Origin of the sequence: Bacillus sp. FSL K6-1366, assembly GCF_037976695.1 — a bacterium.
Taxonomy (GTDB): Bacteria; Bacillota; Bacilli; order Bacillales; family Bacillaceae; genus Bacillus; species Bacillus subtilis.
The window spans coordinates 3,086,406-3,110,876 of record NZ_CP150268.1 but is presented as its reverse complement, the minus strand read 5'-3'; the positions used below and the strand labels follow the sequence as shown (position 1 = coordinate 3,110,876).

Below are 24,471 nucleotides of genomic sequence, written 5' to 3'. Positions count from 1 at the left end.
AAGGATATAAGATTGATGTTTTAGTTCAAATTTTGAATGGTAAATAAGTGCTTGTACTGGCTCTCATAGTCCATGAGTTCATCATGGGTTCCGATTTCAATGATTGTGCCGTTTTCCATGACAACAATCTTATCCGCATGGGTGATTGTCGATAAACGGTGGGCGACAACAAAAGTTGTTCTATCCTTCGCCAGTTTGTCCATCGCTTCTTGAATGTAATGCTCACTTTCCAAATCCAGAGCTGATGTAGCTTCATCTAAAATGAGGAGCGGCGGATTTTTCAGGAATACCCGCGCAATTGAGATCCGCTGCTTTTGTCCGCCTGAAAGCTTAACGCCTCGTTCCCCCACCCGGGTCTCATATCCTTCTGGAAAACTCATGATAAATTCATGGGCATTTGCAGCTTTGGCGGCTTCGATTATCTCTTCAAGTGTGGCATCAGGCTTGCCGATCGCGATATTTTCCCGAATCGTTTCACTAAATAAAAAGGTATCCTGAAGCACCATACCAACCTGGTTGCGAAGGCTTCTTGCTTCATAATCGCGAATATCCGTCCCATCAATCAGCAGTCTGCCGCTTGTTACATCATAAAATCTTGGGATCAGGCTGACGAGCGTTGATTTTCCTCCTCCGCTCATGCCGACGAGAGCTACAGTTTCTCCTCTATTTACTTTTAAGGATACATCATGAAGAATATTTTCTTTGTCCTTCTCATATTGAAACGAAACGTTTTGAAACTCCACTCCTCCGCGAATCTGATCGGCCTTTATCGCATTTGGTTTGTCAGTGAGTTCATAGGGCTCGTCAATAAATTCAAACACCCTGTCCATTGATGCGATTGACTGTGTCAAAGTTGTAGAGGAATTGATCAGCCTTCTAACAGGGTTGTACATTCTGTCAATATATCCGACAAACGCGACCATTGTTCCGACTGTCAGCGGTCCATTAATGACAAAATACCCGGCGCACGCTATGACGATGAGCGGCGCCAAATCTGTAATGGTATTAACGACCGCAAAAGTTTTGGCGTTCCAATTCGTGTGTCGGATGGCTTTATCTAAGAAATGACCGTTTTTCTCATTAAATTGAGCCTGTTCATGATCTTCTATCGCAAAGCTTCTGATGACAGGCATGCCTTGAATGCGTTCGTGCAAATGCCCCTGCACTTGAGCAAGAGCCTGTGAGCGCTCCCTTGTCAGCTTTCGTAAACGGCCGTAAAAATACTTCACTGATATTCCGTATAATGGGAATAATACGATAGAAATCAGCGTTAATTTAACGTCCAGTGTGAGCATGATAGAGATTACAATCAAAATCGTCAGCATATCGAGCCATATATTCATCAGCCCTGTGATGACGAAATCCTTTGTTTGTTCTACATCATTAATCACTCGGGAAATGACTTCCCCTGTTCTTGTATTCGCGTAAAAACGAAGGCTCAGTTTTTGTATATGGTCAAACAGCTTAGCTCTTATATCATAAAGCACCTTGCTGGCAGTCCACTGGGCAAAATATTGCCGGTAATATTCAACAGGCGGGCGCAAAATTAAAAATAAGGCGAACATGATCGCCATAATCGTGAACAATGACGTGGTTTTGTCACTGGCCGTGCCGCCTCCTTGAATAATGTCGTCAACTACGTACTTCAGAAGCAATGGGAGAGCAAGCGGAATGGAAAATTTGACGATCCCGATTAACACTGTAACGAAAATTTGCTTCTTATAAGGTTTGACGAATTGCATGTAACGTTTCATAACCCCCACGTTGATTCCCCCTCTCTCTTTCTCATGATGTGTGTGAGCCCATGTGAAAAACCTGTTGTACCCCGCAACAGGTTTTTACGTAACCATTATTTTGTATAGCGCAGATACCGTTCATACCACATATCGACAAACTCGGGCGCAAACGGTCCCTGACGCTGGTGAATCCAATGGAGCAGCGTATTTAAGTAGTCTCTTAAAATACTGTCGATTTCTTTTGGATAATTCATGGCTTTCCGATGATCATCATATTCGTCTTCATCGAGAATATTGTAGGTCATGTCAGGAAAAACCTTAACATCTAAGTCATAATCAATATATTTAATTGCTTCGCCATCATAGGCAAACGGAGAACTGATGTTGCAATAATAATGAACCCCGTCTTCCCTCAGCATCCCGATGACATTAAACCATTGTCTTGCGTGAAAATAACAGATTGCGGGCTCTCTGGTTATCCATGTCCGGCCGTCTGATTCGGTTACCATCGTCCGGTCATTGGCTCCGATGACACACATTTCTGTACTTTTTAAGATTGTTGTCTCATTCCAAATTCTATGAATCAGCCCGTTGTGCTTATAGCTGTGAATTTGAATGGTTTCTCCTTCCTTGGGATAGCCCATATTTCTCCCCTACTTTCTATAAAGCCCTACAGTTAGTATGTCCAAATTTGCTTACCGACAACGTCTTTTACCTATTATAACGTTACAAATTGAAAAATGAAAATAAAAGAGCCATTCCGGCCGGGGAATGGCACATTCCTGCACTACACAAAGGAAGACGGCTTTTCTGAGCTGCGATAAGAACGAATGACCTGCTCTGTCTGCTTTTGAAACATATCCTGTATATCGGCAAGGTGTTTCCGTTTTACCGCAATTTCAGCCCGAATCCCACGCAGCCTTGCATCCCTTTCCAAATGCCGGAGTTCCGCCTCAATTTGTTTGCAGCGGTCGAGCTCTGATTGGAGATCGAGAAGCTTATCCATCGTTTTCATCTGTTCACTTACCAGCTTTTCAAATTCGGTCATCGGTTCCTCCTTCAGCCTGATGAAAGTATAAACATTTCCTCCTTTAATCATTTCGATCTCCGTAAAGCAAACCCTTTGACTCATTCTGTAGACCTTCCACAAGTTTTGTCGTTTTTCAAACAGAAAAAAGCACTTCCACCCGAAGATGAAGTGCTTTTTTCTGTTTCAGTGATTAGCTGTTTTGTTGTTTGTTTTGTTCAGCAGATTGGTTTTGCTGTCTTACCTGCTGTGCGTCAGTTTCACTAGCGAATTCAGTGCCGAATTGACCTTGTTGTCCAGCTGATTGCTGGTTTTGTTTTCTGACTTGCTGAGCGTTTGTTTCGCTAGCAAATTCAGTGCCAAATTGACCTTGACCAGCAGCTGATTGTTGGTTTTGTTTTCTAACTTGTTGAGCGTTTGTTTTGCTGAAGTTATTTGAGTTAGCCATTGTTATCACCTCCACGGTCATTAGAATGTGCAGGTGATCGTATAGCTATTCCTCTTTTTTAAAAATTTTTAAACGAGCAGTGAGCGTCCGCCGTCAACGATAATTGTCTGTCCGCGGATCATGTCAGCCTTGGAAGACACTAGAAACTCCACAGTATCAACCATGTCTTTAATTTCGACCATGCGTCCCGCCGGCGTATTTTGGCGCGCATCCTCAAGCAGATCTTCTCTATTCGGGAAGTGCTTCAGCGCATCTGTGTCGATCGCTCCGCCTGAAACAGCATTGACGATAATTTGTTTTGGTGAAAGCTCAACGGCAAGATAACGGGTTAAAGCCTCTAACGCTGCTTTTGATACACCGACCGTGGTGTAGTTTTCAAGATAGCGGATAGAGCCTAATGAACTAATGCTGACAATATGCCCGCCACCGTTCTTCTCCATTAGCTTGGCAGCTTCCTGAGCGCAGAAAAGCAATGCTTTCGCATTAATGTTCATCGTCCAGTCCCAGTGTGTTTCTTCTAATTCCATGACAGGTCTTAGTACTCCTGAAGCGGCATTATTGACAAAAACATCAAGTCTGCCGAACGTTTCATCAATTTGCTGAAACATTTCTTTGATTTTTGCAGGCTGTCCTACGTTTGCTTTTACGACAAGCACTTTAACGCCAAGCTTTTCGATTTCTTCCGCTGTTTCTAATGCTGCTTTTTTGCTGCGTGCATAGTTAATGACGATGTTATAGCCGTTCTCAGCAAGTCTGATCGCGGCCGCTTTTCCGACACCGCGGCTGCTTCCTGTTACGAGTGCACATTTATTTTGTTCCATTTTTCCTCATCTCCTTGTAGCGTATAGTTCTTTTATTTCCACAAACAATAATGGCAAGAACTTTAAAGGGGGTCTTCTGTTATGTATGTCGGACGTGATATGAGCGAATTGAACATGGTTTCCAAAAAAGATTGGAAGAACAGTGAACTCGCTTATTTTCATCATGCCTTTCAGCAAATTATGCCTTATTTGAACGAAGAAGGCCAATCAAAATACCGGGAATTAACGCAAGAAATTGAAGCGCGCGGCGGAATGAAGCGCAATGAAGCGGACTACAGCCACGGCACGCGCGTCTCTTACGATTAAGAATGGTTTACGGAGCAGCCGAGATGGCGGCTGCTTCTCCTGCCATCTTCCAGATTTTTTGATGTGACACCGGGAACGCAAATTGTTCGAGCTCTTCTTTCGTTACTTTTTTCAGCTTGCTGGTATCCGACACTTGTTTTACTTTACCGAAAAACACTGAAATATTCCATACCAGGTGGGTGAAAACATGCTCGACTACACCTTGCAGATCACTGATATCAGCTTGTATGCCATATTCGTTTTCTAAGAAAGCAATGAGCTGTTCACGCTCAGTTTTGATCCCTTTTTGTGTTTCAAGATTCGGGAATTCCCACAGGTTGGCGAGCAAACCTTTAGACGGCCGTTTGTGGATATACACTTGTCCGTCTTCATCAGTCAGTACGATCGCGGCCATGGTTTTGATCCCGGGCTTTTTCTTTTTGCTTTTTACCGGAAGCTCCCGTTCAGTGCCTTCTTCAAATGCTGAGCAATGCTGCTGAACCGGGCAAAGCAGGCATGAGGGTGATTTTGGCGTACAGATCAAGGCTCCAAGCTCCATCAAGCCCTGATTAAATTCAGATGGTTTTTCTTTGGAAATAAAAGCTCGTATGGCGTCTTCAAAGATCGTTCTTGTTTTTGGTTTGGCAATATCATCCCAAATAGATAGAATCCTGGACATGACACGCATCACATTTCCGTCAACCGCGGGAATGGGTTTATTGTAGGCAATGCTGAGCACCGCTCCCTTTGTATAAGGGCCGACGCCTTTTAACCCGCCAAAATCTTTCTCGTCTGGAGGAACAATGCCGCCGTATTCCTGTTTCACTTCTTTTACCGCGCTTTGCAGGTTTCTGACTCGCGAATAATAGCCGAGCCCTTCCCATGCTTTCAGCACCTTTTCTTCATCAGCATCAGCGAGCGCTTCCACTGTCGGAAATTGTTCTACAAACCGGAGAAAGTAAGGAATCACTGTCTCTACTCTCGTTTGCTGCAGCATCACTTCAGATACCCACACCTTATATGGATCTTGGTCCTCTCTCCACGGCAGAACGCGCTGCTCTCGTTCAAACCATGAGATTAAATCATCACGAAATTGCTGTATGTCTTTTTGTTTTAATTTGTCTTCAAGTACGTTCATATGTGTTTCTCCCCAGTCTTTCGCGCCCCGCTTTTCTTTAGACTGTTTTTTGTTGTACACTAAGGGCACAGTACGATAATATGTTACATTAAATAGTAATAAAGAAAAAGCGGAAACATATGAGAACGATTGAATCAGTTTAAAAATTGGGTATATGAAAATGGGGAATTTCTTACAAAGTGAATGTGCAGGATCACCCTGCAAGGAGGTCACCTATGGATACGGGCACACATGTCGTTATGGGCATCGCACTGGGCGGTATTGCGACGCTTGATCCTGTTGTCGGATCAGATCCGGCAATGGCTCATGCTGTTATGATCGCAACGCTTGCGGGCTCTCAGGCTCCGGATATTGATACTGTGTTAAAGCTTAAAAACAATGCTGTTTATATAAGGAATCACAGAGGATTTACCCATTCAATTCCCGCCGTTTTGTTTTGGTCTGTCATCATCCCGGCGATTCTGTATTTATTTTATCCTCAGGCCGATTTTCTGCACCTATGGCTGTGGACACTGCTGGCAGTCGTTCTGCATGTCTTTGTTGATATATTCAACGCCTATGGAACACAAGCCATTCGTCCGTTTTCGAAAAAATGGGTTGCGCTCGGGCTGATTAATACGTTTGATCCGTTTATTTTTATCAGCCATCTGGCAGCTATCGCGATTTGGTATGCAGGCGGGAGTCCCGGCATCACGTTTCTCAGCTTATATATCATATTGGTAGGCTACTACTTGGTGCGCCTGATCATGCAGCTGAGAATTAAACGGAAGCTTCATGAGATGATTCATGATGAGATCGAAAGCATTATTATTTCTCCAACGATGAAATTCAGGCAATGGCGAATCGCAGTGACGACAGCACATGCTTTCTATGTAGGAAGAAGCATGGAAGGACATGTCGTGATTCTGGATACATTTAATCGGGTGCCTGTTCCTGAAACCGATGTAATGCATGCGGCAAAGCAGGATGATAACATCGCGGCGTTTCTGTCCTTTTCTCCGGTTTACCGGTGGGAAGTGGATACGTTTAAAGATCATTATGAGGTGAGATTTATCGACCTGCGTTATCGGAGCAAAGGCCATTATCCGTTTGTCGCAATTGTTCATATCGGCCATGATCTCACAATTCGTTCATCCTATACGGGATGGATATTCAGCGAAGAAAAACTACAGAAAAAATTAAAGCTCGGCTCTATATAGAGCCGGGCTTTTTACGTCTTATATAAAAAACAGCAAGCAGCAGACTGACGAGAGATATGATCGCCGATATTTTGAAGTATGGCGGATAGTAAGTCAGCTCAATGTGATTGTCTCCCTTTTGCGCCTTGAAGCCTATAAAAGCATAATCCGCTTTTTCGATCTTCTGTGTTTTTCCGTTGATCTTCAGCTCCCAGCCTTTTTCATATGGGATCGGAAGCATGATGTACTGGTCTTTTGACAGATGATAGGCAAAGGTCAGTCGATTTTTGTTCCAATTCAGTTTGTCTGCTTTCTCTGTTTTATTTTGCATTACAGCGTTTTTCAGCGTTTGGTAATTTTCTTCATAGAGCGCTATGTTTCTCAGCTCATAGGTTCCTTTCGGAAGATTGATTGAGATATGGCCTGATTTAGGCACTCTTACCGTTATATTATTTACTCCGGTTTTATATATCGATTTGTTCGATTTCCTTGTTGTGACATAATCATTTACCTTTAACGTAAATCCTTTGTCTTTTGCTTTGCTTTTCAAATAAAAGCTGACATAGTAGTCTCCCGCAGCGGATGATGGCTGTTTCGGGGTGATGATCAGCTCTCCTCCGTTTTCTCCAGTTACGGTTAGCAGCCCGTTTTGATACTGGGCTTGTTTTGCAGTGATGTCCGACTTGGTGATCAAATTGGACGGTTTTGGTGTCTGCTCCGTTTTTACTGATGGATCTTTTAATATGATTCCTTTCAGCATCGCCTGTTCTTTCGCAAGAGCGGGCAATCGGTCCAGCTCACTTTCGCTGTATATGGCATCCGCTGTTTTGACGAATGGAAGCATGTACTGATTCTCATAAACTGCATAATGCTCTGTTTCTAAATGCTTTTTGAAGCCGTACGGGACGCTGGCTTCGTTTGTTTTTTCGGTCATATAATATTTGCCGTAAAGCAGGCTGTATAAATTCGCCCTGTCTCCCAATGACGCGTAACGGCTGACGCTTTCCCTGCCCATATCGATGCTTAAATCATTCCAATAGAAGGCCAGCAGATCTTTGTTTAAAATGCTGGAATACGCGCTGAAGCCATTAAATCCGTAAATGATTGGCGTATTATTGCGGACCCCGTTCATCCAGTCGATTCTCATGAGCGGATCATCGTCTTCCTTCTGTAAACGTCTGATGAGCTCAGATGATTCCCGCCCTCTGTATTCCTCACTTGTAAGATATTCTTTTGTCACACTATCCAAATCGCCGCCTTCTGAGAGCGCGTATTTTTGATAGGAGTTGGCGACAAACAGCGAAGAAAGAATGATTATACCGTACACAGCCATTTTTGCCCGTTTTTTCGCAAAAGCTGCAGCAAACAAGGCTGCGATTGTCATGAGTAAGAGCAATAGAATACTTTCATTCGCAGGCTTCCATATATCGAGCTTATACCTTTGAATATGATACAAGTAAAGAAGCAGGACGACAGCTGCGGCCGGGAGCAGTTCTTTCCGTTTCAATTCAGACAGCTGTGACAAACCAGCCGCAGCTGCTCCCGCAATGGTAAAGGCCAGAACATATTCAAAACGGTTTTGCGGGGCGGAAAAACCGTTAAAGACGCTTGCCGCATACGGACTGAAATGAAACAGAATAAACAGCAGGCTCAACCCGGCAAAGAGACGAAACACACGGTTTTTGTAAAAAGAAATCATAAACAAAAACAGCAGAAAAGCGGCCGGCACAATGATGATCCGGCTCGAAAATAAGATATTATCATCGAAATTGAGCCACTCTATTTTCTGGCTGTATGGAGGGCGCAGGTTGTTTAAAAAACCGTATACTACCGGCACAAACGCCGCCGCACTGATGCCAAAAGAAATGAAGCCTGAAACGAGAAATAATCTGATTTGAATCCATCTTTTCTCTTCATGTGGTTCCAAACGGATCAGCCATCTGAACAGCACATAGATTCCGATGAATATAAGGTTTATGTATGCAAAGTAAAAATTGTTGATTAACGTCAGCGAACACGCAACGATAAACCACGCCGGACGCCGCTCTCTAATAATTTTTTCTGCACCAAGCACAAGCAGCGGAAGCCAAACCATTGTATCGGTGAAAAATTCCCAATACGCTTCGTGACGGAAATAAATAATTGAGACGCCGTATAACACGGCTCCCGTGAACGATGCCGCCCTGTGCTTGAGAAGATAATGAAAAACAGAAGCGGACGTAAAGATGATCAAGCTCAATTTGAAAATACTGATAAAAACAGCTGACTCTGCCCAAAAAAGCGTATCCGCTTCTCCGATCAGCTGGACGGCTTGAAGCAGCCAAACAGCGGCAGACACAGCAAGAAAAAGAAAAGAAGCAGAAAAATAATAGCCGAGCTGACTGAATGTGCCGCCGCCAAGTCCGAATGAATAATTGTAGAAAAAATTCCCGTGTGTATATTGGTCAAATAATAATTTTTTAAATACGATCATTTGCGCAAGCCCGTCACCCGGACCTGTCATATACCTGCCTTCCGCCCATTCTTTCACAAAAAAAGCGTGTGCCAGAACGGACACCAGCAAACTGGCCGCATAGATCATGATATGTTTTCTTTTCATATAAATTCTCCAGTCTTGCTTTTAAGATAATAGACACGCAAAAAAAGCACTGCCAATGGCGCTTGGTATTTTCAGTGCATTTTTGTCAGACGCCGCATGCTTTTTAATTCGTTCGTTTCAGGCAGGTCTTTGTTCGGGATATTCGCTTCTTTGATCAAATAATGCGGGCGTTTTTTTGTTTCATAATAGATTCGGCCGATATATTCACCTATAATTCCAAGGCTTAACAGCTGTACTCCGCCGAGAAATAACACTGCTGAGATAATGGTGAAATACCCAGGCACAGAAATACCGTTAGTCAGAATTTTAACGAATGTGGCAATGATATAAATGATGGAAAGCAGCAGGATGAAAATGCCTGTATAAAAACATAATCTCAGCGGCTTATGATTAAATGAAACGACGCCGTCCATGCCGTAATTAAACAGACTGCTGAACGACCATTTGGAGGTGCCGTTTTTTCGTTCGACATTTTCATAAAATACAATTTTCTGATCAAAGCCAATCCAGCAAAAAAGGCCTTTTGAGAAGCGGTTTCCTTCGCTCAGCTTCAAAAGTGCATTCACAGCTTGGCGGCTTAACAATCTGAAGTCACCGACACCGTCACGCAAATCGACTTCCACCGCTTTATTAATGAACTTGTAGTACATAGATGATAAGAGTGAGCGGACAAAGCTGTCCCCTTTTCTGTTCCTTTGGGCAATGACTTGGTCATACCCTTCTTCGTAGCCTTTGATAAATTCCTTCAGCAAATATGTCGGATGCTGCAGATCGGCATCCATTACAATAACCGCCTCGCCCTGAACATGCTCAAAGCCCGCCAAAATCGCGGCTTCTTTTCCAAAGTTTCGAGAAAAAGATATATATTTTACCCGGCTGCACGTCGCTGCCAAGTCTTTGATCTGCTGAAGCGTGTCATCAACACTTCCGTCGTTTATGAAGAATATTTCATAGTCATAATGAATGTTTTTAAATTCCTTTTTTAAAGATTCATGAATGAGTTTGACATTATACCCTTCATTGTAAGACGGAATAATAATCGAGATTAATCCTTGCTTCATTAAGGCACCTTCTTTTTATTATTCTTTTTAAGTATTGCCTTAGGGGAGTTTTACACAAATCTTCAGTAAGGCTATTCCTTTTTTTAAAGTCGTTTAAACCTGTTTTTTGTTACAATTTTATGGTGACATTCATGATTTTTAATGTTATTTTGTCATGTTTAAAACAGACTATGAAAAAAACGCACAGAAAAAGTCTGCCATTATGACAGACGGATGGAGAGAAATTTTAGCTTATTGGTTCTTAAGATATTCCAAAATCAGCTGATTGACGATGGCTGGCTTTTCGTGGTTAATCCAATGGGAAGCTTCATCAACAAAGATGAGATGTCCATTCGGGCAATGCCTTTCCGTCTCTTTCGCAAGCTTTCTGCTCAAAAAGCGGTCTTCCATTCCCCAGATCATTCGGTAAGGTACTGTTTCGTAAGAGGGTTTCTCTGCCAAGCTTCCTTTTCTGAGGGCTCTGTACCAGTTCAGCATAGCTGTCAGCGCGCCCGGCTGCTTCCACGCTTCTTTGTACCTGCTGACATCCTCGGATGTAAAAAGCGCGGGACGGTCGGATAATCCAATCGCTTTGTCTAATGTTTCATAATCATTTTCCCTTAGTGATGCCTCCGGTATATCGGGCAGCTGGAAGTATGCGATATACGAGCTTTTCAGCCATTGCGGCGGATAAAGCGGCGTTACGGTTTTCATGACGTGCGGGTGCGGGATATTGATCGCGATCAGTTTTTCAAGATATTCCGGGCGTGTGGAAGCCAAATGCCATGCGACAGCTCCTCCCCAGTCATGACCGATGACAATTGCTTTTTCATCAGTGAATTGCGTAATAAGCCCGATGATATCATCTCTTAATGTATCAATCCGATACGAATCAATTCCTTCCGGTTTGTCACTGAGATTGTAGCCCCGCTGATCAGGAGCAATGACCCGGTAACCCGCATCAACAAGCGGTTTGATTTGATTTTTCCAGCCGTACCAAAACTCAGGAAATCCATGGAGCAGGACAATTAACGGGCCATCTTCCCGTCCTGCGGCTGCAACGTGAAGCGTGATTCCGTTCGTATTGACAAACTGGCATTTAACTCCGTCCACTTCTATCTCCTCCTTGACTGTGCGTCATGATTTTCAGCCTTTTCTCTGTTAGCATAAATGTTATGACACAGGCGGCAATCAGCAGGATAAGCTGAAGAATAAACAAGTTTGATCCCAGCAGCAAACCCATTCCCGCAATCACCAAGCCTGACAGGATCATTAATGATGCACTGTAACGGTTCGCTTCATTCCATAATCTTTGATCTGACATTGAGCGTCTCGTTCTGTATCCGTACACACTGTTGATCGATTTGGGAGGAAACAGTTTGATCAGTATGCCCGCAATGATCATAAGCCCTCCGCCGACTAAACCCGTCATATCATCATCTCCTTTCTCATTGTTACGTGCAGAAAGAAGAAATGTTTCATGCATAGGCAAAAAGACAAGCCTCGGCCTGCCTTTTTATCGCATTTGTAAATCCTTTGTGTGAATATAGCCTTTAACTCCGCCATAATCCACGAACGCCCAAGTGAAGTCAAATCCGCCGTTTTCACTGAATCCCCACCCAAGTATTGTCACCTCTGTTCCAGATGAGAGCTGCTTAGCTTTTCCGTTTTCGGGCGTCGGTGTATAGAAGGCTGTCTGTTTCGTTGTTTTCGCTTGGCTTGCGGTTTTCATTAAAAAGTGAGTTGAAATATATGCTTTCTTTCCTTTGAAATGAATTTGAGCCCAATCGGCATTTACGAACCTATCGACTTTTACCTTTTGTTCTGATGATACAGTGCCGAGAATATCACCTTCATGATTTGGCTCAGTCCGGACATTCAGCTTTCCTGCTTTTATGATGTAAGTATCGGATGATGGCATGCTGACAGATATGTCGTGAAGGGGCGCAGCTTTTGCTGCGGGAGCGGAATGAAGTGCTGTCAAACCCAGTCCTGCGGCAGCTGTTAAAGCGAGCATTACTTGTTTCTTTTTCATATAAACCTCCTCCTCGCATTTTGACAAGATATAAGTGGTATTCCCTGATTGACAGGCTGGTGAAACATGTTTTGTTTATGATTTCTTCCTGTTAAGGTAATTTTAAGAAAATGAAAAAACCTGCCGGTCGTTAACGGCAGGTTTTTAATGCAAAAGGCCTCTGCTTTGATTTAAGTAATCATTCACGTCGTTACGGGAGCTTTGAAAAAGGTGGAGCTGGCCGCCATAGTTTTCAATCCATTGTGTGACGATTTTTTCAGTCATTTTTTTACCTTGATAGGCGTGTCCGGCTTTTGCGTAGGTTGCTTCAAAATCGCTCCATAACAATTCCACCCACGTTTTTGCCTGTATATAGCTGATCATCTCGTTCTTTTCCAGAAGCAGATTAGTCAGTTTCTCAATGTACATATTCATGTGTGCAGTCTCCTTTCTTCAGGAAAAAAATAACGCTTTATTACGTGGTGTTCTCCATATACTAACCTTACGTCTTCATCTGAAAAGACGCAACTTTTTGATCTCGAACCTAGGGGGATATGACATGGTCCGAAATAAAGAAAAAGGATTTCCTTACGAAAACGAAAACAAATTTCAGGGTGAACCGAGAGCAAAGGACGACTATGCTTCAAAGCGTGCTGACGGATCTATCAATCAGCATCCTCAAGAAAGAATGAGAGCCTCAGGCAAACGGTAAAGAAGAACAGCTGCATACACTGCAGCTGTTTTTACCCTTTATTGACTTGATATTCGTAGACGCTCTTCTTTTCTGATAAGTGTGCGAAGGTAGAAAGCACAAGTCCGCATGCAGTCATAAGCGCACCTCCTGCAAACAGCCAGGAATAAGAGCCTGTTCCGTTTAAAATCATTCCGCCGATCCATGCACCAAGGGCATTGGCAAGGTTAAATGCTGATACGCTGACAGCTGCGGCAATGGTTGTGCCGCCCTCAGATGAGGAAATGACCTTTGTTTGCAGAAGAGGCGGCGTGCCGAATGCGCATGCCCCGAATAGGAACGTTGCCACAATGGCTGCAGCCGGGTAAATGGCGATGTAAGGAAATACAGCCAGAACACCGATTAAACCGATCATTACGCCGATCATCGTCCGAGTCAGCAAAGGCAGCGGTACTTTTCCAGCAAAGAAATTCCCGGCAACGCCTCCCAATCCATACGCAAAGAGAGCACCTGTAATGCCAACCGTGCTGAATCCGGCTGAATGCCTCAAAATGGGTTCGATAAAGGTGTAGGCGATAAAGACACCGGAATAGCCTAAAATGGTAATCGCGAAGGAAAACAGCACTTGTTTGTGTTTAAAAACCCCCCACTCATTCATAAGCATTGGGATCACTTTTGGTTTTCTGTTCGGCACGGCAGCCATAAGGCCTAAAAATCCGATGACACCAAGTGCCGTAATGATGGAAAACACCGCTCTCCAATTCAGGACATCTCCGAGATAAGAGCCGAATGGAACACCAAGCATTAGAGCCACTGTCAGTCCGCCGTTCATTGAAGCAGCAGCTGCAGCACGCTTTTCCGGCGGAACCATTTCACTTGCGAATACCATGGCAATCGCGAAGAAAGCGCCGTGAATGGACGCAGATAAAATTCTTGAAATGGCCAATACCGCAAAATTCGGCGCCAGTGCGCTCATCAGGTTGGAAAGGATAAATATCGCCATCAGCCCAAGAAGCACAGGCTTTCTCGGAAGCTTGACGGAAATGATGGTGACGAGCGGCCCTGTCAAACAAACGCTTGCCGCATAAGCCGTGACAAGAAGCCCTGCGGATGAAACCTGTATATGAAAGTCATTGGCAATCGACGTCAAAATACCCATCACCGCGTATTCTGTATAGCCGATTGAAAATGTACAAATCATAAGAACAAATATAATAAATTTTACAGATGGGTTTTTGATACTCAACGTCATCGCCTCCTTTGATTTTAAAAAACAACGAGTTTCATCTTAAAAGATTTTTCAAGTGAATTCAATGATTTTTTCTTTAAGAATTCGTGTAAATGTGCTGCAAACAAAAAGAGGCTGATCATCAGCCTCCTGTTACGCTTTATTCTTTTTCTTGCAATACTGAGATTGGCAGCGCTTCCTCTTGCTGAGGGGAAGAGGTCCTGTATCCCCATGCGAAAACGCCATTTAAATAACTGATGGTAAACTCGTCCTCAGTGTTTTCCACACGATATGTTTCTCCCGGTGAGTAATCTTCCGGGTTCAGCAAATATGCTTTTGCCATCGTAATTTTCCGTTCGAGCACTGCCAGTTCGTTTATGATTCCATGCTGTTCGGCTTTTCTTGCTTTTTCAGAAAGTAATGCGATTTCGGTATTGAGTTCGTGAGGTGTCATTTGACTGTATCGTTTCTCCATTTCAGTACTCCTCTTCCTGCAGTAATTGCTCGATTAAATCGAGTGAGAATCCTTTGCGGAATAAAAATTGTTTGACCTTCATGGCGCTTTCATATGAGCCGTCATAGCGGTATTTTCTAAACGCTTTTTCCGCGTGAAGGCGCAGCGCTTCTTTCTCTGTGTCTTCATCATTTTCATATTCAATCTGATCCATCGCCGCGCTGATAACATCAAATGAGAAGCCCTTGCGCTGAAGCTGCAGCTGGGCGCGCTGTTTGAGTTCTTTCGTCGAAAGCTTTTTATCTTTTTTGAGAAGCTTTTCAACATGCTTGACCGCTTCTCTTGTCTGATCTTCAAAGGAAAAGGAACTTAGCGCCTCCTTAATTGTATCGTCATCAATTCCCTTCGCTCTTAGCTCTCTGAACAAAACATCAGGGCCTTTTCCGTTTGTTTTTTTGTGAGTGCTGACATAGGCTGAGGCAAATTCCTGGTCGTTTAAGTACTTGTAATCGTTAAGCCTATGGATGACTTCCGCAATGACGGGGGGCGAGGTTTCTTTTTTCTTTAAGTGGTCCTCGACCTCTTTCGTCGACCGCATTCGATAGGATAAAAAGTCAAGCGCACGGTTGAAGCCTTTCTTCACTTCATCGCCGTATTGAATCTCAATGATGTCAAGATCATCGAGTTCTTTTCCCTTCTTGAGCTCAAATTTCACGAGCACATCCGCGTCCACGCTGAAGGCGTATTTATCATCCAGAAAAATATTGAAGCGTTCCGTATTCTTTTTTTGCGTTGATATTTTTGTAATAAACGGCATCTTAATCTCCCTTCTCAGGCCTGAAACGCGTTTTCTTTTATTACAATGAGGTAAAGTATATTTATTAGAACGATGAGGAGAGATGTTCATGAATATCGCAATGACGGGCGGAACCGGTTTTCTCGGCCAGCATCTGACAGGCGTTCTTATCCGCCAGGGACACCATGTTTATATTTTATCAAGAAACGCAAGAGAAACTGAACAAAAAAATATGACATATGTGCAATGGCTGACGGAAGGAGCCGCCCCGGAGCAGGAACTTCCTCATATTGATGTCTGGATAAACCTTGCGGGAAAATCGATTTTTGGCCGCTGGACAGAAAAAACGAAGCAGCACATTCTCTCCAGCCGTATCAATGCGACGCGTGAAGTGCAGCGGCTTATTCAGAAACAGAAGGAGAAGCCGAAGACATTGATCCAAGCCAGTGCCGTGGGTATTTACGGGACAAGCCTTGAGAAAACTTTCACAGAGGATTCTGCAACGTCAGATGAGGATTTTCTCAGCCATACTGCACACCTGTGGGAAAAGGAAGGACAGAATATTGAAGCGATGGGCATCCGGACGGTTTATGCAAGATTTGGCGTGATGCTTGGAGAAAGAGGTGCTCTACCGCTTATGGTTCTCCCCTATAAGTTTCTGGCCGGCGGAACGATCGGAACGGGAAGGCAGTGGCTGTCATGGATTCATGTCGAGGATGCGGCCCAGATGATCCGATATGCGGTGGAAAATGCCGGCATCTCAGGCCCAATGAATGTCACCGCGCCCAATCCTGTGGACATGAAGCAATTCGGAAAAGCGATTGCACGGGTGAAGCACCGCCCGCACTGGCTCCCCGTCCCGGAATTCTTTTTATCAAAAGCATTGGGTGAAATGAGTCTTTTGATTGTGAAAGGACAGCGCGCTCTTCCTAAAAAAGCGATAACCTCTGGATTTCGTTTTACATATTCGGATCTTGAATTTGCACTCTCACAGCTGATAGCGGACCGAAAGACTGTATAAAAACAGCAGGAAGCGTCAACCTTAAGAATAACATGGTTGAAGGAGGTCCTTTTTATGGAAAAAAAGAGGGAGAAGCATCAGCAAGGCGCCAACCTTAAAAAAATGCAGGAAGTTCTTTATTCAGGCGAATTTAAAAAAGCGGAAAAAGCTGCTAAGCGGAAGTAGGAATACATAACCCCTTAAAACCAAATACTATATTTGTTTGATATCACTTTTTAGGGGGAATTTGATATGGGCAGAAATCATATCCACAAAAACCGTGATAAAAACAAACAAAAGCTTCCACAAGTTCCCGATGCATTAAAAAGGGAAACTGACGGCGTTTACGAAGAATATTCAACCGAGCTTGCTGATGCAGATGATCGCGAAGCGCAAGAGCGTGCGAAAGCAGCCGACAACAGAGCGAAAAAGAAATCTCGTTAATGAAAAACCCCTTGTCTCCGTTTGAGACAAGGGGCTTTTTACATTTCAGTAAACCGGTCGCGGATCGGTGTGCGTTTTTTCACTTCCGGCGCCTCGTCAGGATAACCTGTTTGTATGATGGCGGCGAAACGCTCATTATCCTGCAAACCAAAGGCCTGATGGACTTCTTTGTCATAAAGGATTTTTCCGCTTTTCCAAACCATGCCGATTCCTTTTTCCCAAGCAAGAAGCTGAAGATTTTGAATCAACGAGCTTGTTGCCGCAAAATCGTCGTCCCGCGCTCTTTCGTTTTCATCTTCCTGAAACACGACGAGGAGAAATCCCGGAACGCGCCCAAGTGTGTTTTTGAAATTTTGAAGCTTTTCCTCTGTCATATCCGGCTTGGATTTCTTAGAAAACGCTGCAAATGTATTGATGAGGTTCGCTTTACCTGTCTCACTGGAAACGTAAATAAATCTCCATGGCTCTGTCACTCTGTGATTTGGCGCATATTTTGCCGTTTCTAGCATGTCAAGAATGACTGCTGAAGGTACTGGCTCTTGTTTAAACTTTCGAATCGATCTTCTGCTGCGTATGATGTCACGCAGTACTGAATGCTGATGTATTTGTTCGGTTTGAGGCATACCGTCTCACCTTCCTATGCAATTGAAAATGATTATCATTTCATAATGATAACGGAAAGTGCATCTTTTTGTAAACCACCATCCGTATTAGATTTTAAGAATACGGGTTTCTGAGTAAACGGCTGTTCCTGTCATGTTCACTTTCACATGGCCGCCGGCTTCGTTCATTTCGATCTCCACTTTTCCGTCTTTTCCAATTTCCTGCCCTTGTTCAATGATAAATTTATGCTGCTTGGCATTGCCATATTGTTTCATATAGGCCCCCATCACGCCGGAAGCTGTGCCGGTCACGGGGTCTTCAATCGTTCCCGAATACGGGGATGAAAAGTGGCGTCCGTGCAGGTCGCTGTCGGGATGAACGGTTTCAAAGGTAAACGGATGGACTGAAGCTTTTGGCAGATCAATTAACACTTCCGGAAATTGTTTGTTATCTGGCACCATTTTTTTGGAAGCCTCCAATGATTTAAGCGGAACGATGGCTGTCCATATGCCAGTGCTGCCAAACACAATCGGAAGGTCTTCATGAAAATCCTCTTCGGTGATACCCAGTGCGTCCGCAAGTTTTTTCCGATCGCCTGTAAATGGTTTGAATTGCGGAGAGGCCTGTTCAAGCGTGATATGAATACGGCCATCTTTTTCAGAAATCTTCACAGGCAGGATACCCACTTTCGTTTGGATGCTGTACGTTTTACCGCTCTCCAGCATTCCTTTCTCACATAATGCGTAAAGAGAAGCAACTGTCGCATGACCGCACAAATTCATTTCGTGTCCAGGGGTAAAGTAACGGAGTTCAAGATCGGCCGACTCGCTTTTTCGGATAAAGGAGGTTTCTGAATACCCAGCACGCTCAGCTATGATCTGCATCTCGTCTTCCGTATAATCGTCTCCCTGCAAAACGACGCCTGCGGGGTTTCCTTTGCCGGGACTGCTTGTAAATGCTTCATATTTTAATACCTCTGCTTCTTTCATTCATCTGCCGCCCTTTCTTTATCAATGTCTCTGTCAGTATAGCAAAAATAATTACGAATCTTCAGTCATTATCAAAAAAACCCATTTTCTTTTTTAAGAAAATGGGTGTAACGATTAAGAATTTCTTGTTTTATAGAGCAAATAAATAAAATAAGGTGCGCCGATAGCCGCTGTAAAGACGCCGGCCGGCACTTCCACCGGAGCAAATAAGGTTCTGCCGACGATATCAGCTGTTAAAACGAGCAGAGCTCCAATAAGTGCCGACGCTGGGAGCAGCGCGCCATAAGATGAGCCGACAAGCCGTCTTGCAATATGGGGCGCCATCAGCCCGACAAAACCGATTGTGCCGGCAACTGAAACTGCACAACCCGTAAGAGCCGTACTCAAAAGGAGCAAGAAAAAACGATTTCGCTGCACAGCGCTTCCTGCACCCGCCGCAATATCTTCACCCAGCACCTGTATATTCATATTTTTTAGCGCGACAAAACAAATGAATAAGAGAATGACAGATAAGATAATAGCTATTTTTACATGCTGCCAGTTTGACCCATAAACTGACCCAGTGATATACACATTGGCTTGTGATGCTCGGTAAATCGGGCCTTTGATCATCAACAGGGTAGTCATCGCCTGCGCCGACATTGAAAATCCGATTCCGATAAGCACCAGCCGAAATGTGGAGGCGCCATTTTTGTATGCCAGTAAATAGACGATGAGCCCGACAGCCGATGCGCCGATAAATGCGGCTGCTGGAAGCCATGACAGACTGATCGTAAGTGAACTGCTGCGGTCTGAGAAGAACATCATTAAAAGCACGACCGCTACCGCCGCTCCTCCTGTTATTCCGATAATATCCGGAGATGCGAGAGGGTTTCTGACGAGCCCCTGCAATATCGCGCCTGCCGCTGCCAAGCAGACACCGGCGCATAAAGCCGTCAAAATTCTTGGCATGCGGAACGACATGATCATCAGTTCATCCAGCTTGGAACCTGCACCAAAGAATGTTTTTGCTACATCCCAGGGAGGAATAAACCTTTGTCCGAGACCTGCGCTTATGATGAGTACAGCAGCTGTTAACCCCAGTAAAATTAAATAGACGATCCATGCTTTCTTTTCAGCCGCAGTAACGCCAAAACGAAGTTTCATAGCTTCGCCCCCCTTCTTGCGATGTACACAAACACAGGCATTCCGATGATGGCGGTCATGACCCCGACAGGAACTTCCTGAGGCATAATGATATATCGCGCACCGATATCCGCGCAAACAAGCAAAATGGCACCCAAAACAGCGGAAAATGGCAGAACCCAGCGATAATCATTACCAACGACAAAGCGGGCAAAATGCGGAATAATGATGCCGATAAAAGAAATCGGCCCGGCAATGGCGACAGCGGACCCTGCAAGCATGACAATACAAAGCGCCATCACAAATTTCAGCAGGCTTGTTTTTTGGCCGAGTCCTTTTGCCACATCTTCTCCCATAACGAGGAGATTAATTTTTTGGCCGAGAAAGAAGCAGATTACCAGCGCTGCCGCTGCATATGGAAACATCGTCATCAACAGATCCAGACTCCGGCCCTGCACAGAGCCAGTCAGCCAAAAAAGCACCTGGGCAAGCTCGAGTTCGTTGACAGACAGCAAGCCCTGTGTCAGAGAAGAAAACATGGCTGCCATGGCAGCTCCCGCCAGCGTCAGTTTGATTGGCGTCAGCCCTTCCCTCCCAAGCGAGCCTGCTGCATAGACGATCGCGGCGGTAAATGCTGCCCCCAGAAACGAGCTCCATACTAATGCCTGAGGTGACTGAATATGCAGAAAAAACGATCCGGCAACAATAAAAAAACCGGCACCGGCGTTAATCCCGAAAATCCCCGGTGACGCAAGCGGATTTTTTGTGAGCGCCTGCATGAGAGCGCCTGCGGCTGCAAGCGAGGCGCCGACGACTGTCGCAACCAAAGCGCGCGGAAGCCTGACATCCTTGATGATGACATGCTCATTTGTTCCGTTGAAGGAAGTAAACGCCTGATAGACCTGTCTCCATGACGTACCTGTATAGCCATACACGACGCTTGCGCAGACAGCCGCCAGTAAAATGAAAATCAGACATACTAACACAATCCATTTTGAAGATGCCTTTTTGCAGATCATGATCTAATTCTCCTAGTTATTTACTATGTAATGTTTGTTTTTGAGAATAATCCTCAATTAGGGATTGACACTCTTAACACTGCTTATTATGATCTAAATGATAATGAATTTCAATATTGGGAGGAAAAAGATGAAAAAGCATATCAGCATGCTATTCGTATTTTTAATGGCCGTTATGGTACTTTCTGCCTGTAATAGTTCAGAAAGTTCAAGCAACAGCGAGGGGTCAAGCAGCAAAACAAGAACGGTCAAACATGCAATGGGGACATCAGACAACATCCCCGCCAATCCAAAACGGATTGTTGTTTTAACTAATGAAGGAACAGAGGCGCTCTTAGCGCTTGGCATTAAGCCGGTCGGAGCCGTAAAGTCATGGAAGGGCGACCCGTGGTATGACTATCTGAAAGATGACATGAAAGGTGTTCAAAACGTCGGTCTTGAAACGGAACCGAATGTGGAAGCCATCGCAGAATTAAAGCCTGATTTGATTATTGGAAACAAAGTGCGCCAGGAAAAAATTTATGATCAGTTAAATGCGATTGCGCCGACTGTTTTTGCTGAATCTTTGGCCGGGAACTGGAAGGATAACCTGACTCTATACGCCAACGCGGTGAATAAGGCGGACAAAGGCAAGGAAGTCATTGCCGATTTTGATAAACGCGTTTCTGATTTAAAAAACAAGCTGGGCGACCAGACAAACAAAACCGTTTCAGTCGTACGCTTTTTATCCGGTGAATCAAGAATCTATTATACCGATTCATTCTCAGGGATTATTTTAGACCAGCTTGGCTTCAAACGCCCTGAAAAACAAGTGGAACTGTTCAAGAAACAAAAGGACCAATTTACGTTCTCAACCGACAGTAAAGAATCTATTCCTGATATGGATGCTGATGTGCTGTTTTATTTCACTTATAAAGCCGATAATGCAAAGGAAAATGAAAAATGGGCCAATCAGTGGACAAGCAGTTCACTATGGAAAAACCTAAAGGCCGTGAAATCAGGTAATGCGCATGAAGTCGATGACGTCGTATGGACAACCGCAGGCGGAATTAAAGCCGCAAACTACCTGCTTGATGATATTGAAACCTACTTCTTAAAAACGAAATAAAACAGACTCCGTCTTATTAGACGGAGTCTTTTTTGCTTTTGCCAATCAGACGTGTAACGAGGAACATGGTGACAGAAAGAGATCTGTTTTTCCGATACGCTAAGTATTTCCCTCGCCACTCCGGTTTATATTTTTCTTTAAAGGCTCTTAGGCCGCTGAAACTGTACATGTATCTGACATTATTAAAAATGACAGCGGCAAACCTTTCGGACCAGAAGGATGTAAAGGCAGTGCCGACATTGGCCAAGGGTGCCATCCCCATATTAAATGACGTGCAGCCCTCTTCCTTTGCCCATAAAAACATGCGGATGAACAATGCGTCCATAATGCCATTTGGAGCGTCGCCGCGATAGCGCATCAGATCGACCGATATCTCTCCTTCCTGGTACATCGGCATGACATTTGCGAATGCAACGATCTCTCCTTCTGCATTTTTCATATAGGCGATCGGCGCTTTCTGTAAATAGGAAGGATCAAAAAATCCGAGCGAGAATCCCTTCTCTTTTTTCGAGCCGAGCCATTCGTCTGAGATTTGCTTCAGCTCCTCCAAAAACGCATCAGAAAATGGGGGATGATCCACATGGAAAGTATACTCCTCCCGCTCAAAGCGGTTATTGATTGCCCGAAGGCCGGCTTTTTTCTTCCCAGTCAAGGTAAATGTATTTAAATCTACATATGCTTCCTCGCCCAATTTAAAGAAGTTGTAGCCAAAATCGTGATACAGCGCCATGTCCTCTCGTTCAATTTGATAGAACAAAACACTGAATCCCTTCTGATGCGCTTCGTTTAGAAATTCTTCCAGCACGAGCGGGAATGATTCTCTTTGGCCAGATGGATCGCCAAGCACGACCAGCCTTCTGGCGATTTTCCCAAATAGAAGCAGTGCATTCCCATCGCTGGAAAAATAAAACCGCTTATCTCCAAGAAAACCAAGATGGCTCAGCGCGTTGCCGCCTTTTTCATTGAGAAACGCAGCAAGACGCTCAGGGTCAGCTTTCTCTCCGATCGGTTTCGTTCTCTTATGATAGACCACTGTAAATATAAAGAAGAACAGCGGCACAATGATGATCGCCATGATGGTTGCATGTGTAATATGCGAGGTGCTGTGGACGAAATATTCGTGACGCAGCACCTTCTTCATCCGGTCCCAAATAAAGCCCGCGATCAGATTGTAGTTAAAGAGCGCCACAGTAAACAGCGCCACAGCGAATATCAATTGTCCCAGTGTATAGGATGCCTGTTCGCGGACAAATTGTTTTTTCAATAGCACAAGCAATACGATAATCATCGGCAGTACGAATATCGCGCTGATGTTAAGCCCTTTTAAAAAGCTGAACACAAAGCCGCCGACAAGCGCTGTAATGGCCATCGTGTAGGAACGTTTTGTCCGTTTATAAAGCTCGATCGGCAAAATGAGCAGAATGAGCGCTGAGCTTAAGGACAGGCCGTTGAACAGCAAAAGCGCCGGGCGCGGAATGTGCGGTATAACCGTCAGCCTGTCAATCGGCAAGGAAACTGAGGCCAAGACAATCAGACCTGCTACGAACACAATAAGGGAAAGCGAGCCTTGCAAAATTCTCACTAATACCGCACGCTGAACAACAAGCAGAACGTTTGTCGTCTCAATTGCCGGTGCGATGCGCGGGTTCGTTTCGAGCCGCTTCATTGTATTTTCCGTCAGGTCGCCGGCGGCAAAGAACAGTCCCAAGATAAATGGGATAAATGAGTAGGCGAGCCTGTACAACACAATAGAAGTAACGATGGCCTCTTGATGATAGCCAAGCTGCTCCATCCCCAGCAAAAATAAAAGGTCAAACGAGCCGAAGCCGCCCGGCACGAGGCTGATCATTCCTCCGATCGCCGCAATGACGAACACCCCGAACACATACCTGATATCTGCATGAATGCCCATAGCGAACAAAGCAAAATAGATGACGGTCCCGGCCATGAGCCATTCAACAACTGAAGCTCCAATATATGCGAAAATCGGATTTTTCACTTTATCCGCATTCTCTTCGTCCCCAGCTTTGCGGTCTTTTATTTTGGACACCGCTAAAGATAACGGCAATATCAGTGCAAAACCGATAACGACCGCCCACAGCCAAGGCTTCTCATGAATCACTTCATCAACTGGCAGCACTCTCGCAGCAACGAAAATGCTGAAAACAGATAATCCGAGCAGCATAGATGATGTGAGCCAGGCGATTCCTTTCACGAGTGCCTTATGGTCTTTCGTATGCTCCTTATAGAACATCATTCTTAACCCGACTCCGGCTAAACCGCCGAATCCCAACACATTATTAAATGAATTGGCGATCCAGGAAACCCTGAAAACTTTTCCGTTTGTGATCGATAGGCGCAGTGAGTACTTCAGGACGTAATCATACAGCGACATAGCCGCAACAGCCAGCAAGCCGATCAACACAAGCATGAATAAATCCGTTCGTTCCAGTCCGTTGATGACCATGAGCGTACGTTTGAATGACAGATTTGTCAGTTCTTTTTTCGATTGATAAATAACAAATAGCAAAACAGCAATAGGAAAAACGATTTTTAATATTGATAAAGCATTCTTTTTAATCAGCAATGGTCTCTCCAATCATATTCTAGTTCGATCCTCTCCCCCAATAATCTCCAACTCATTATACACTACCGTTATTTTTCGGACAAAGTCCCGCATGCGGTTTCTGCTCACTTTCTTTCAGGAGTGAAAATCGAGTAATATGGT

At 44.4% G+C, this 24,471-nt stretch carries 27 protein-coding genes; 7 read left to right on the top strand and 20 right to left on the bottom strand.

The genetic code is table 11. The features are described 5' to 3' along the window. Nucleotides 1-20: 20 nt before the first annotated feature. The 5 genes from MHI44_RS16200 to fabL form a co-directional block, all read right to left on the bottom strand. The gene (locus tag MHI44_RS16200; protein WP_009966836.1) at nucleotides 21-1,763 is read right to left on the bottom strand and encodes an ABC transporter ATP-binding protein; all 1,743 of its coding nucleotides are present in this window, start codon (nucleotides 1,761-1,763) and stop codon (nucleotides 21-23) included. A gap of 86 nt (nucleotides 1,764-1,849) precedes the next feature. Next, on the bottom strand, nucleotides 1,850-2,380 hold the full coding sequence (locus MHI44_RS16195) for a DUF402 domain-containing protein (protein ID WP_003223272.1): 531 nt from the start codon (nucleotides 2,378-2,380) through the stop codon (nucleotides 1,850-1,852). A gap of 143 nt (nucleotides 2,381-2,523) precedes the next feature. Beyond that, nucleotides 2,524-2,784: a YgaB family protein gene (locus tag MHI44_RS16190; RefSeq protein WP_339202431.1), complete on the bottom strand. Its 261-nt coding sequence runs from the start codon at nucleotides 2,782-2,784 to the stop codon at nucleotides 2,524-2,526. A 172-nt stretch (nucleotides 2,785-2,956) separates the two neighbouring features. Then, nucleotides 2,957-3,211 (bottom strand): gamma type acid-soluble spore protein SspE, encoded by a 255-nt coding sequence (sspE, locus tag MHI44_RS16185; protein ID WP_003233541.1) that lies wholly within the window; start codon nucleotides 3,209-3,211, stop codon nucleotides 2,957-2,959. 68 nt (nucleotides 3,212-3,279) lie between these two features. Continuing rightward, nucleotides 3,280-4,032: an enoyl-[acyl-carrier-protein] reductase FabL gene (fabL, locus tag MHI44_RS16180; protein WP_003223262.1), complete on the bottom strand. Its 753-nt coding sequence runs from the start codon at nucleotides 4,030-4,032 to the stop codon at nucleotides 3,280-3,282. An 81-nt stretch (nucleotides 4,033-4,113) separates the two neighbouring features. Between fabL and MHI44_RS16175 the strand changes: the two genes are divergently transcribed. After that, the gene (locus MHI44_RS16175) at nucleotides 4,114-4,338 is read left to right on the top strand and encodes a hypothetical protein (protein WP_003233542.1); all 225 of its coding nucleotides are present in this window, start codon (nucleotides 4,114-4,116) and stop codon (nucleotides 4,336-4,338) included. 7 nt (nucleotides 4,339-4,345) lie between these two features. Here MHI44_RS16175 and mutY read toward each other — a convergent pair whose 3' ends face one another. Beyond that, entirely contained in the window at nucleotides 4,346-5,455 is a 1,110-nt protein-coding gene (gene mutY, locus MHI44_RS16170; protein WP_003243838.1) for an A/G-specific adenine glycosylase, read from the bottom strand. 215 nt (nucleotides 5,456-5,670) lie between these two features. Between mutY and MHI44_RS16165 the strand changes: the two genes are divergently transcribed. Next, nucleotides 5,671-6,654 (top strand): metal-dependent hydrolase, encoded by a 984-nt coding sequence (locus tag MHI44_RS16165; RefSeq protein WP_003244136.1) that lies wholly within the window; start codon nucleotides 5,671-5,673, stop codon nucleotides 6,652-6,654. Here the strand turns inward: MHI44_RS16165 and MHI44_RS16160 are convergent. From MHI44_RS16160 to MHI44_RS16135, 6 genes are all read right to left on the bottom strand, one after another. Beyond that, on the bottom strand, nucleotides 6,647-9,232 hold the full coding sequence (locus MHI44_RS16160) for a YfhO family protein (protein WP_087614457.1): 2,586 nt from the start codon (nucleotides 9,230-9,232) through the stop codon (nucleotides 6,647-6,649). The genes MHI44_RS16165 and MHI44_RS16160 overlap by 8 nt on opposite strands. A 71-nt stretch (nucleotides 9,233-9,303) precedes the next feature. Continuing rightward, the gene (locus MHI44_RS16155; RefSeq protein ID WP_003244113.1) at nucleotides 9,304-10,293 is read right to left on the bottom strand and encodes a glycosyltransferase family 2 protein; all 990 of its coding nucleotides are present in this window, start codon (nucleotides 10,291-10,293) and stop codon (nucleotides 9,304-9,306) included. Between the two features lie 231 nt (nucleotides 10,294-10,524). Continuing rightward, on the bottom strand, nucleotides 10,525-11,385 hold the full coding sequence (gene ephM, locus MHI44_RS16150) for an epoxide hydrolase EphM (protein WP_076458543.1): 861 nt from the start codon (nucleotides 11,383-11,385) through the stop codon (nucleotides 10,525-10,527). After that, on the bottom strand, nucleotides 11,372-11,704 hold the full coding sequence (spdL, locus tag MHI44_RS16145) for an SdpC immunity protein SpdL (protein ID WP_003242803.1): 333 nt from the start codon (nucleotides 11,702-11,704) through the stop codon (nucleotides 11,372-11,374). Before spdL ends, ephM begins: the two co-directional genes overlap by 14 nt. A gap of 84 nt (nucleotides 11,705-11,788) precedes the next feature. Then, entirely contained in the window at nucleotides 11,789-12,307 is a 519-nt protein-coding gene (locus MHI44_RS16140) for an SH3 domain-containing protein (protein WP_003243363.1), read from the bottom strand. Between the two features lie 144 nt (nucleotides 12,308-12,451). Then, nucleotides 12,452-12,721 (bottom strand): YfhJ family protein, encoded by a 270-nt coding sequence (locus MHI44_RS16135; protein WP_327847241.1) that lies wholly within the window; start codon nucleotides 12,719-12,721, stop codon nucleotides 12,452-12,454. Between the two features lie 124 nt (nucleotides 12,722-12,845). Between MHI44_RS16135 and MHI44_RS16130 the strand changes: the two genes are divergently transcribed. After that, entirely contained in the window at nucleotides 12,846-12,998 is a 153-nt protein-coding gene (locus MHI44_RS16130) for a small, acid-soluble spore protein K (protein WP_003223241.1), read from the top strand. A gap of 31 nt (nucleotides 12,999-13,029) precedes the next feature. Here MHI44_RS16130 and MHI44_RS16125 read toward each other — a convergent pair whose 3' ends face one another. From MHI44_RS16125 to recX, 3 genes are all read right to left on the bottom strand, one after another. Continuing rightward, nucleotides 13,030-14,223, bottom strand: a complete 1,194-nt coding sequence (locus tag MHI44_RS16125) for an MFS transporter (protein WP_003243500.1) — start codon at nucleotides 14,221-14,223, stop codon at nucleotides 13,030-13,032. Between the two features lie 142 nt (nucleotides 14,224-14,365). After that, a complete protein-coding gene (locus MHI44_RS16120; RefSeq protein ID WP_003244592.1) occupies nucleotides 14,366-14,680 on the bottom strand; it encodes a YfhH family protein in 315 nt (104 codons plus the stop codon). A 1-nt stretch (nucleotide 14,681) separates the two neighbouring features. Further along, a complete protein-coding gene (recX, locus tag MHI44_RS16115; RefSeq protein WP_038428646.1) occupies nucleotides 14,682-15,476 on the bottom strand; it encodes a recombination regulator RecX in 795 nt (264 codons plus the stop codon). A gap of 88 nt (nucleotides 15,477-15,564) precedes the next feature. Between recX and MHI44_RS16110 the strand changes: the two genes are divergently transcribed. The 3 genes from MHI44_RS16110 to MHI44_RS16100 all read left to right on the top strand — a co-directional run bounded on the left by MHI44_RS16110 (nucleotide 15,565) and on the right by MHI44_RS16100 (nucleotide 16,899). Beyond that, nucleotides 15,565-16,476 (top strand): TIGR01777 family oxidoreductase, encoded by a 912-nt coding sequence (locus MHI44_RS16110; protein WP_198878901.1) that lies wholly within the window; start codon nucleotides 15,565-15,567, stop codon nucleotides 16,474-16,476. Between the two features lie 54 nt (nucleotides 16,477-16,530). After that, nucleotides 16,531-16,641 (top strand): YfhE family protein, encoded by a 111-nt coding sequence (locus tag MHI44_RS16105; RefSeq protein ID WP_003223230.1) that lies wholly within the window; start codon nucleotides 16,531-16,533, stop codon nucleotides 16,639-16,641. Between the two features lie 66 nt (nucleotides 16,642-16,707). Then, nucleotides 16,708-16,899, top strand: coding sequence for a YfhD family protein (locus MHI44_RS16100; protein WP_003233561.1), 192 nt, complete (start codon nucleotides 16,708-16,710; stop codon nucleotides 16,897-16,899). A 38-nt stretch (nucleotides 16,900-16,937) separates the two neighbouring features. Here the strand turns inward: MHI44_RS16100 and MHI44_RS16095 are convergent, their stop codons facing one another. From MHI44_RS16095 to MHI44_RS16080, 4 genes are all read right to left on the bottom strand, one after another. Beyond that, the gene (locus MHI44_RS16095) at nucleotides 16,938-17,522 is read right to left on the bottom strand and encodes a nitroreductase (protein WP_003243940.1); all 585 of its coding nucleotides are present in this window, start codon (nucleotides 17,520-17,522) and stop codon (nucleotides 16,938-16,940) included. A gap of 87 nt (nucleotides 17,523-17,609) precedes the next feature. Continuing rightward, a complete protein-coding gene (locus MHI44_RS16090) occupies nucleotides 17,610-18,491 on the bottom strand; it encodes a PhzF family phenazine biosynthesis isomerase (RefSeq protein ID WP_339202428.1) in 882 nt (293 codons plus the stop codon). Between the two features lie 114 nt (nucleotides 18,492-18,605). After that, complete coding sequence (locus MHI44_RS16085; RefSeq protein ID WP_339202426.1) at nucleotides 18,606-19,637, bottom strand: iron ABC transporter permease; 1,032 nt, start codon at nucleotides 19,635-19,637, stop codon at nucleotides 18,606-18,608. Then, complete coding sequence (locus MHI44_RS16080; RefSeq protein WP_327847244.1) at nucleotides 19,634-20,635, bottom strand: iron ABC transporter permease; 1,002 nt, start codon at nucleotides 20,633-20,635, stop codon at nucleotides 19,634-19,636. Before MHI44_RS16080 ends, MHI44_RS16085 begins: the two co-directional genes overlap by 4 nt. A 130-nt stretch (nucleotides 20,636-20,765) precedes the next feature. On the opposite strand from MHI44_RS16080, the gene MHI44_RS16075 reads away from it, so the two are divergent. Further along, a complete protein-coding gene (locus MHI44_RS16075; RefSeq protein WP_339202424.1) occupies nucleotides 20,766-21,743 on the top strand; it encodes an iron-siderophore ABC transporter substrate-binding protein in 978 nt (325 codons plus the stop codon). Between the two features lie 16 nt (nucleotides 21,744-21,759). Here the strand turns inward: MHI44_RS16075 and mprF are convergent, their stop codons facing one another. Next, on the bottom strand, nucleotides 21,760-24,330 hold the full coding sequence (gene mprF / locus MHI44_RS16070) for a bifunctional lysylphosphatidylglycerol flippase/synthetase MprF (protein ID WP_212059899.1): 2,571 nt from the start codon (nucleotides 24,328-24,330) through the stop codon (nucleotides 21,760-21,762). Nucleotides 24,331-24,471: the final 141 nt, after the last annotated feature.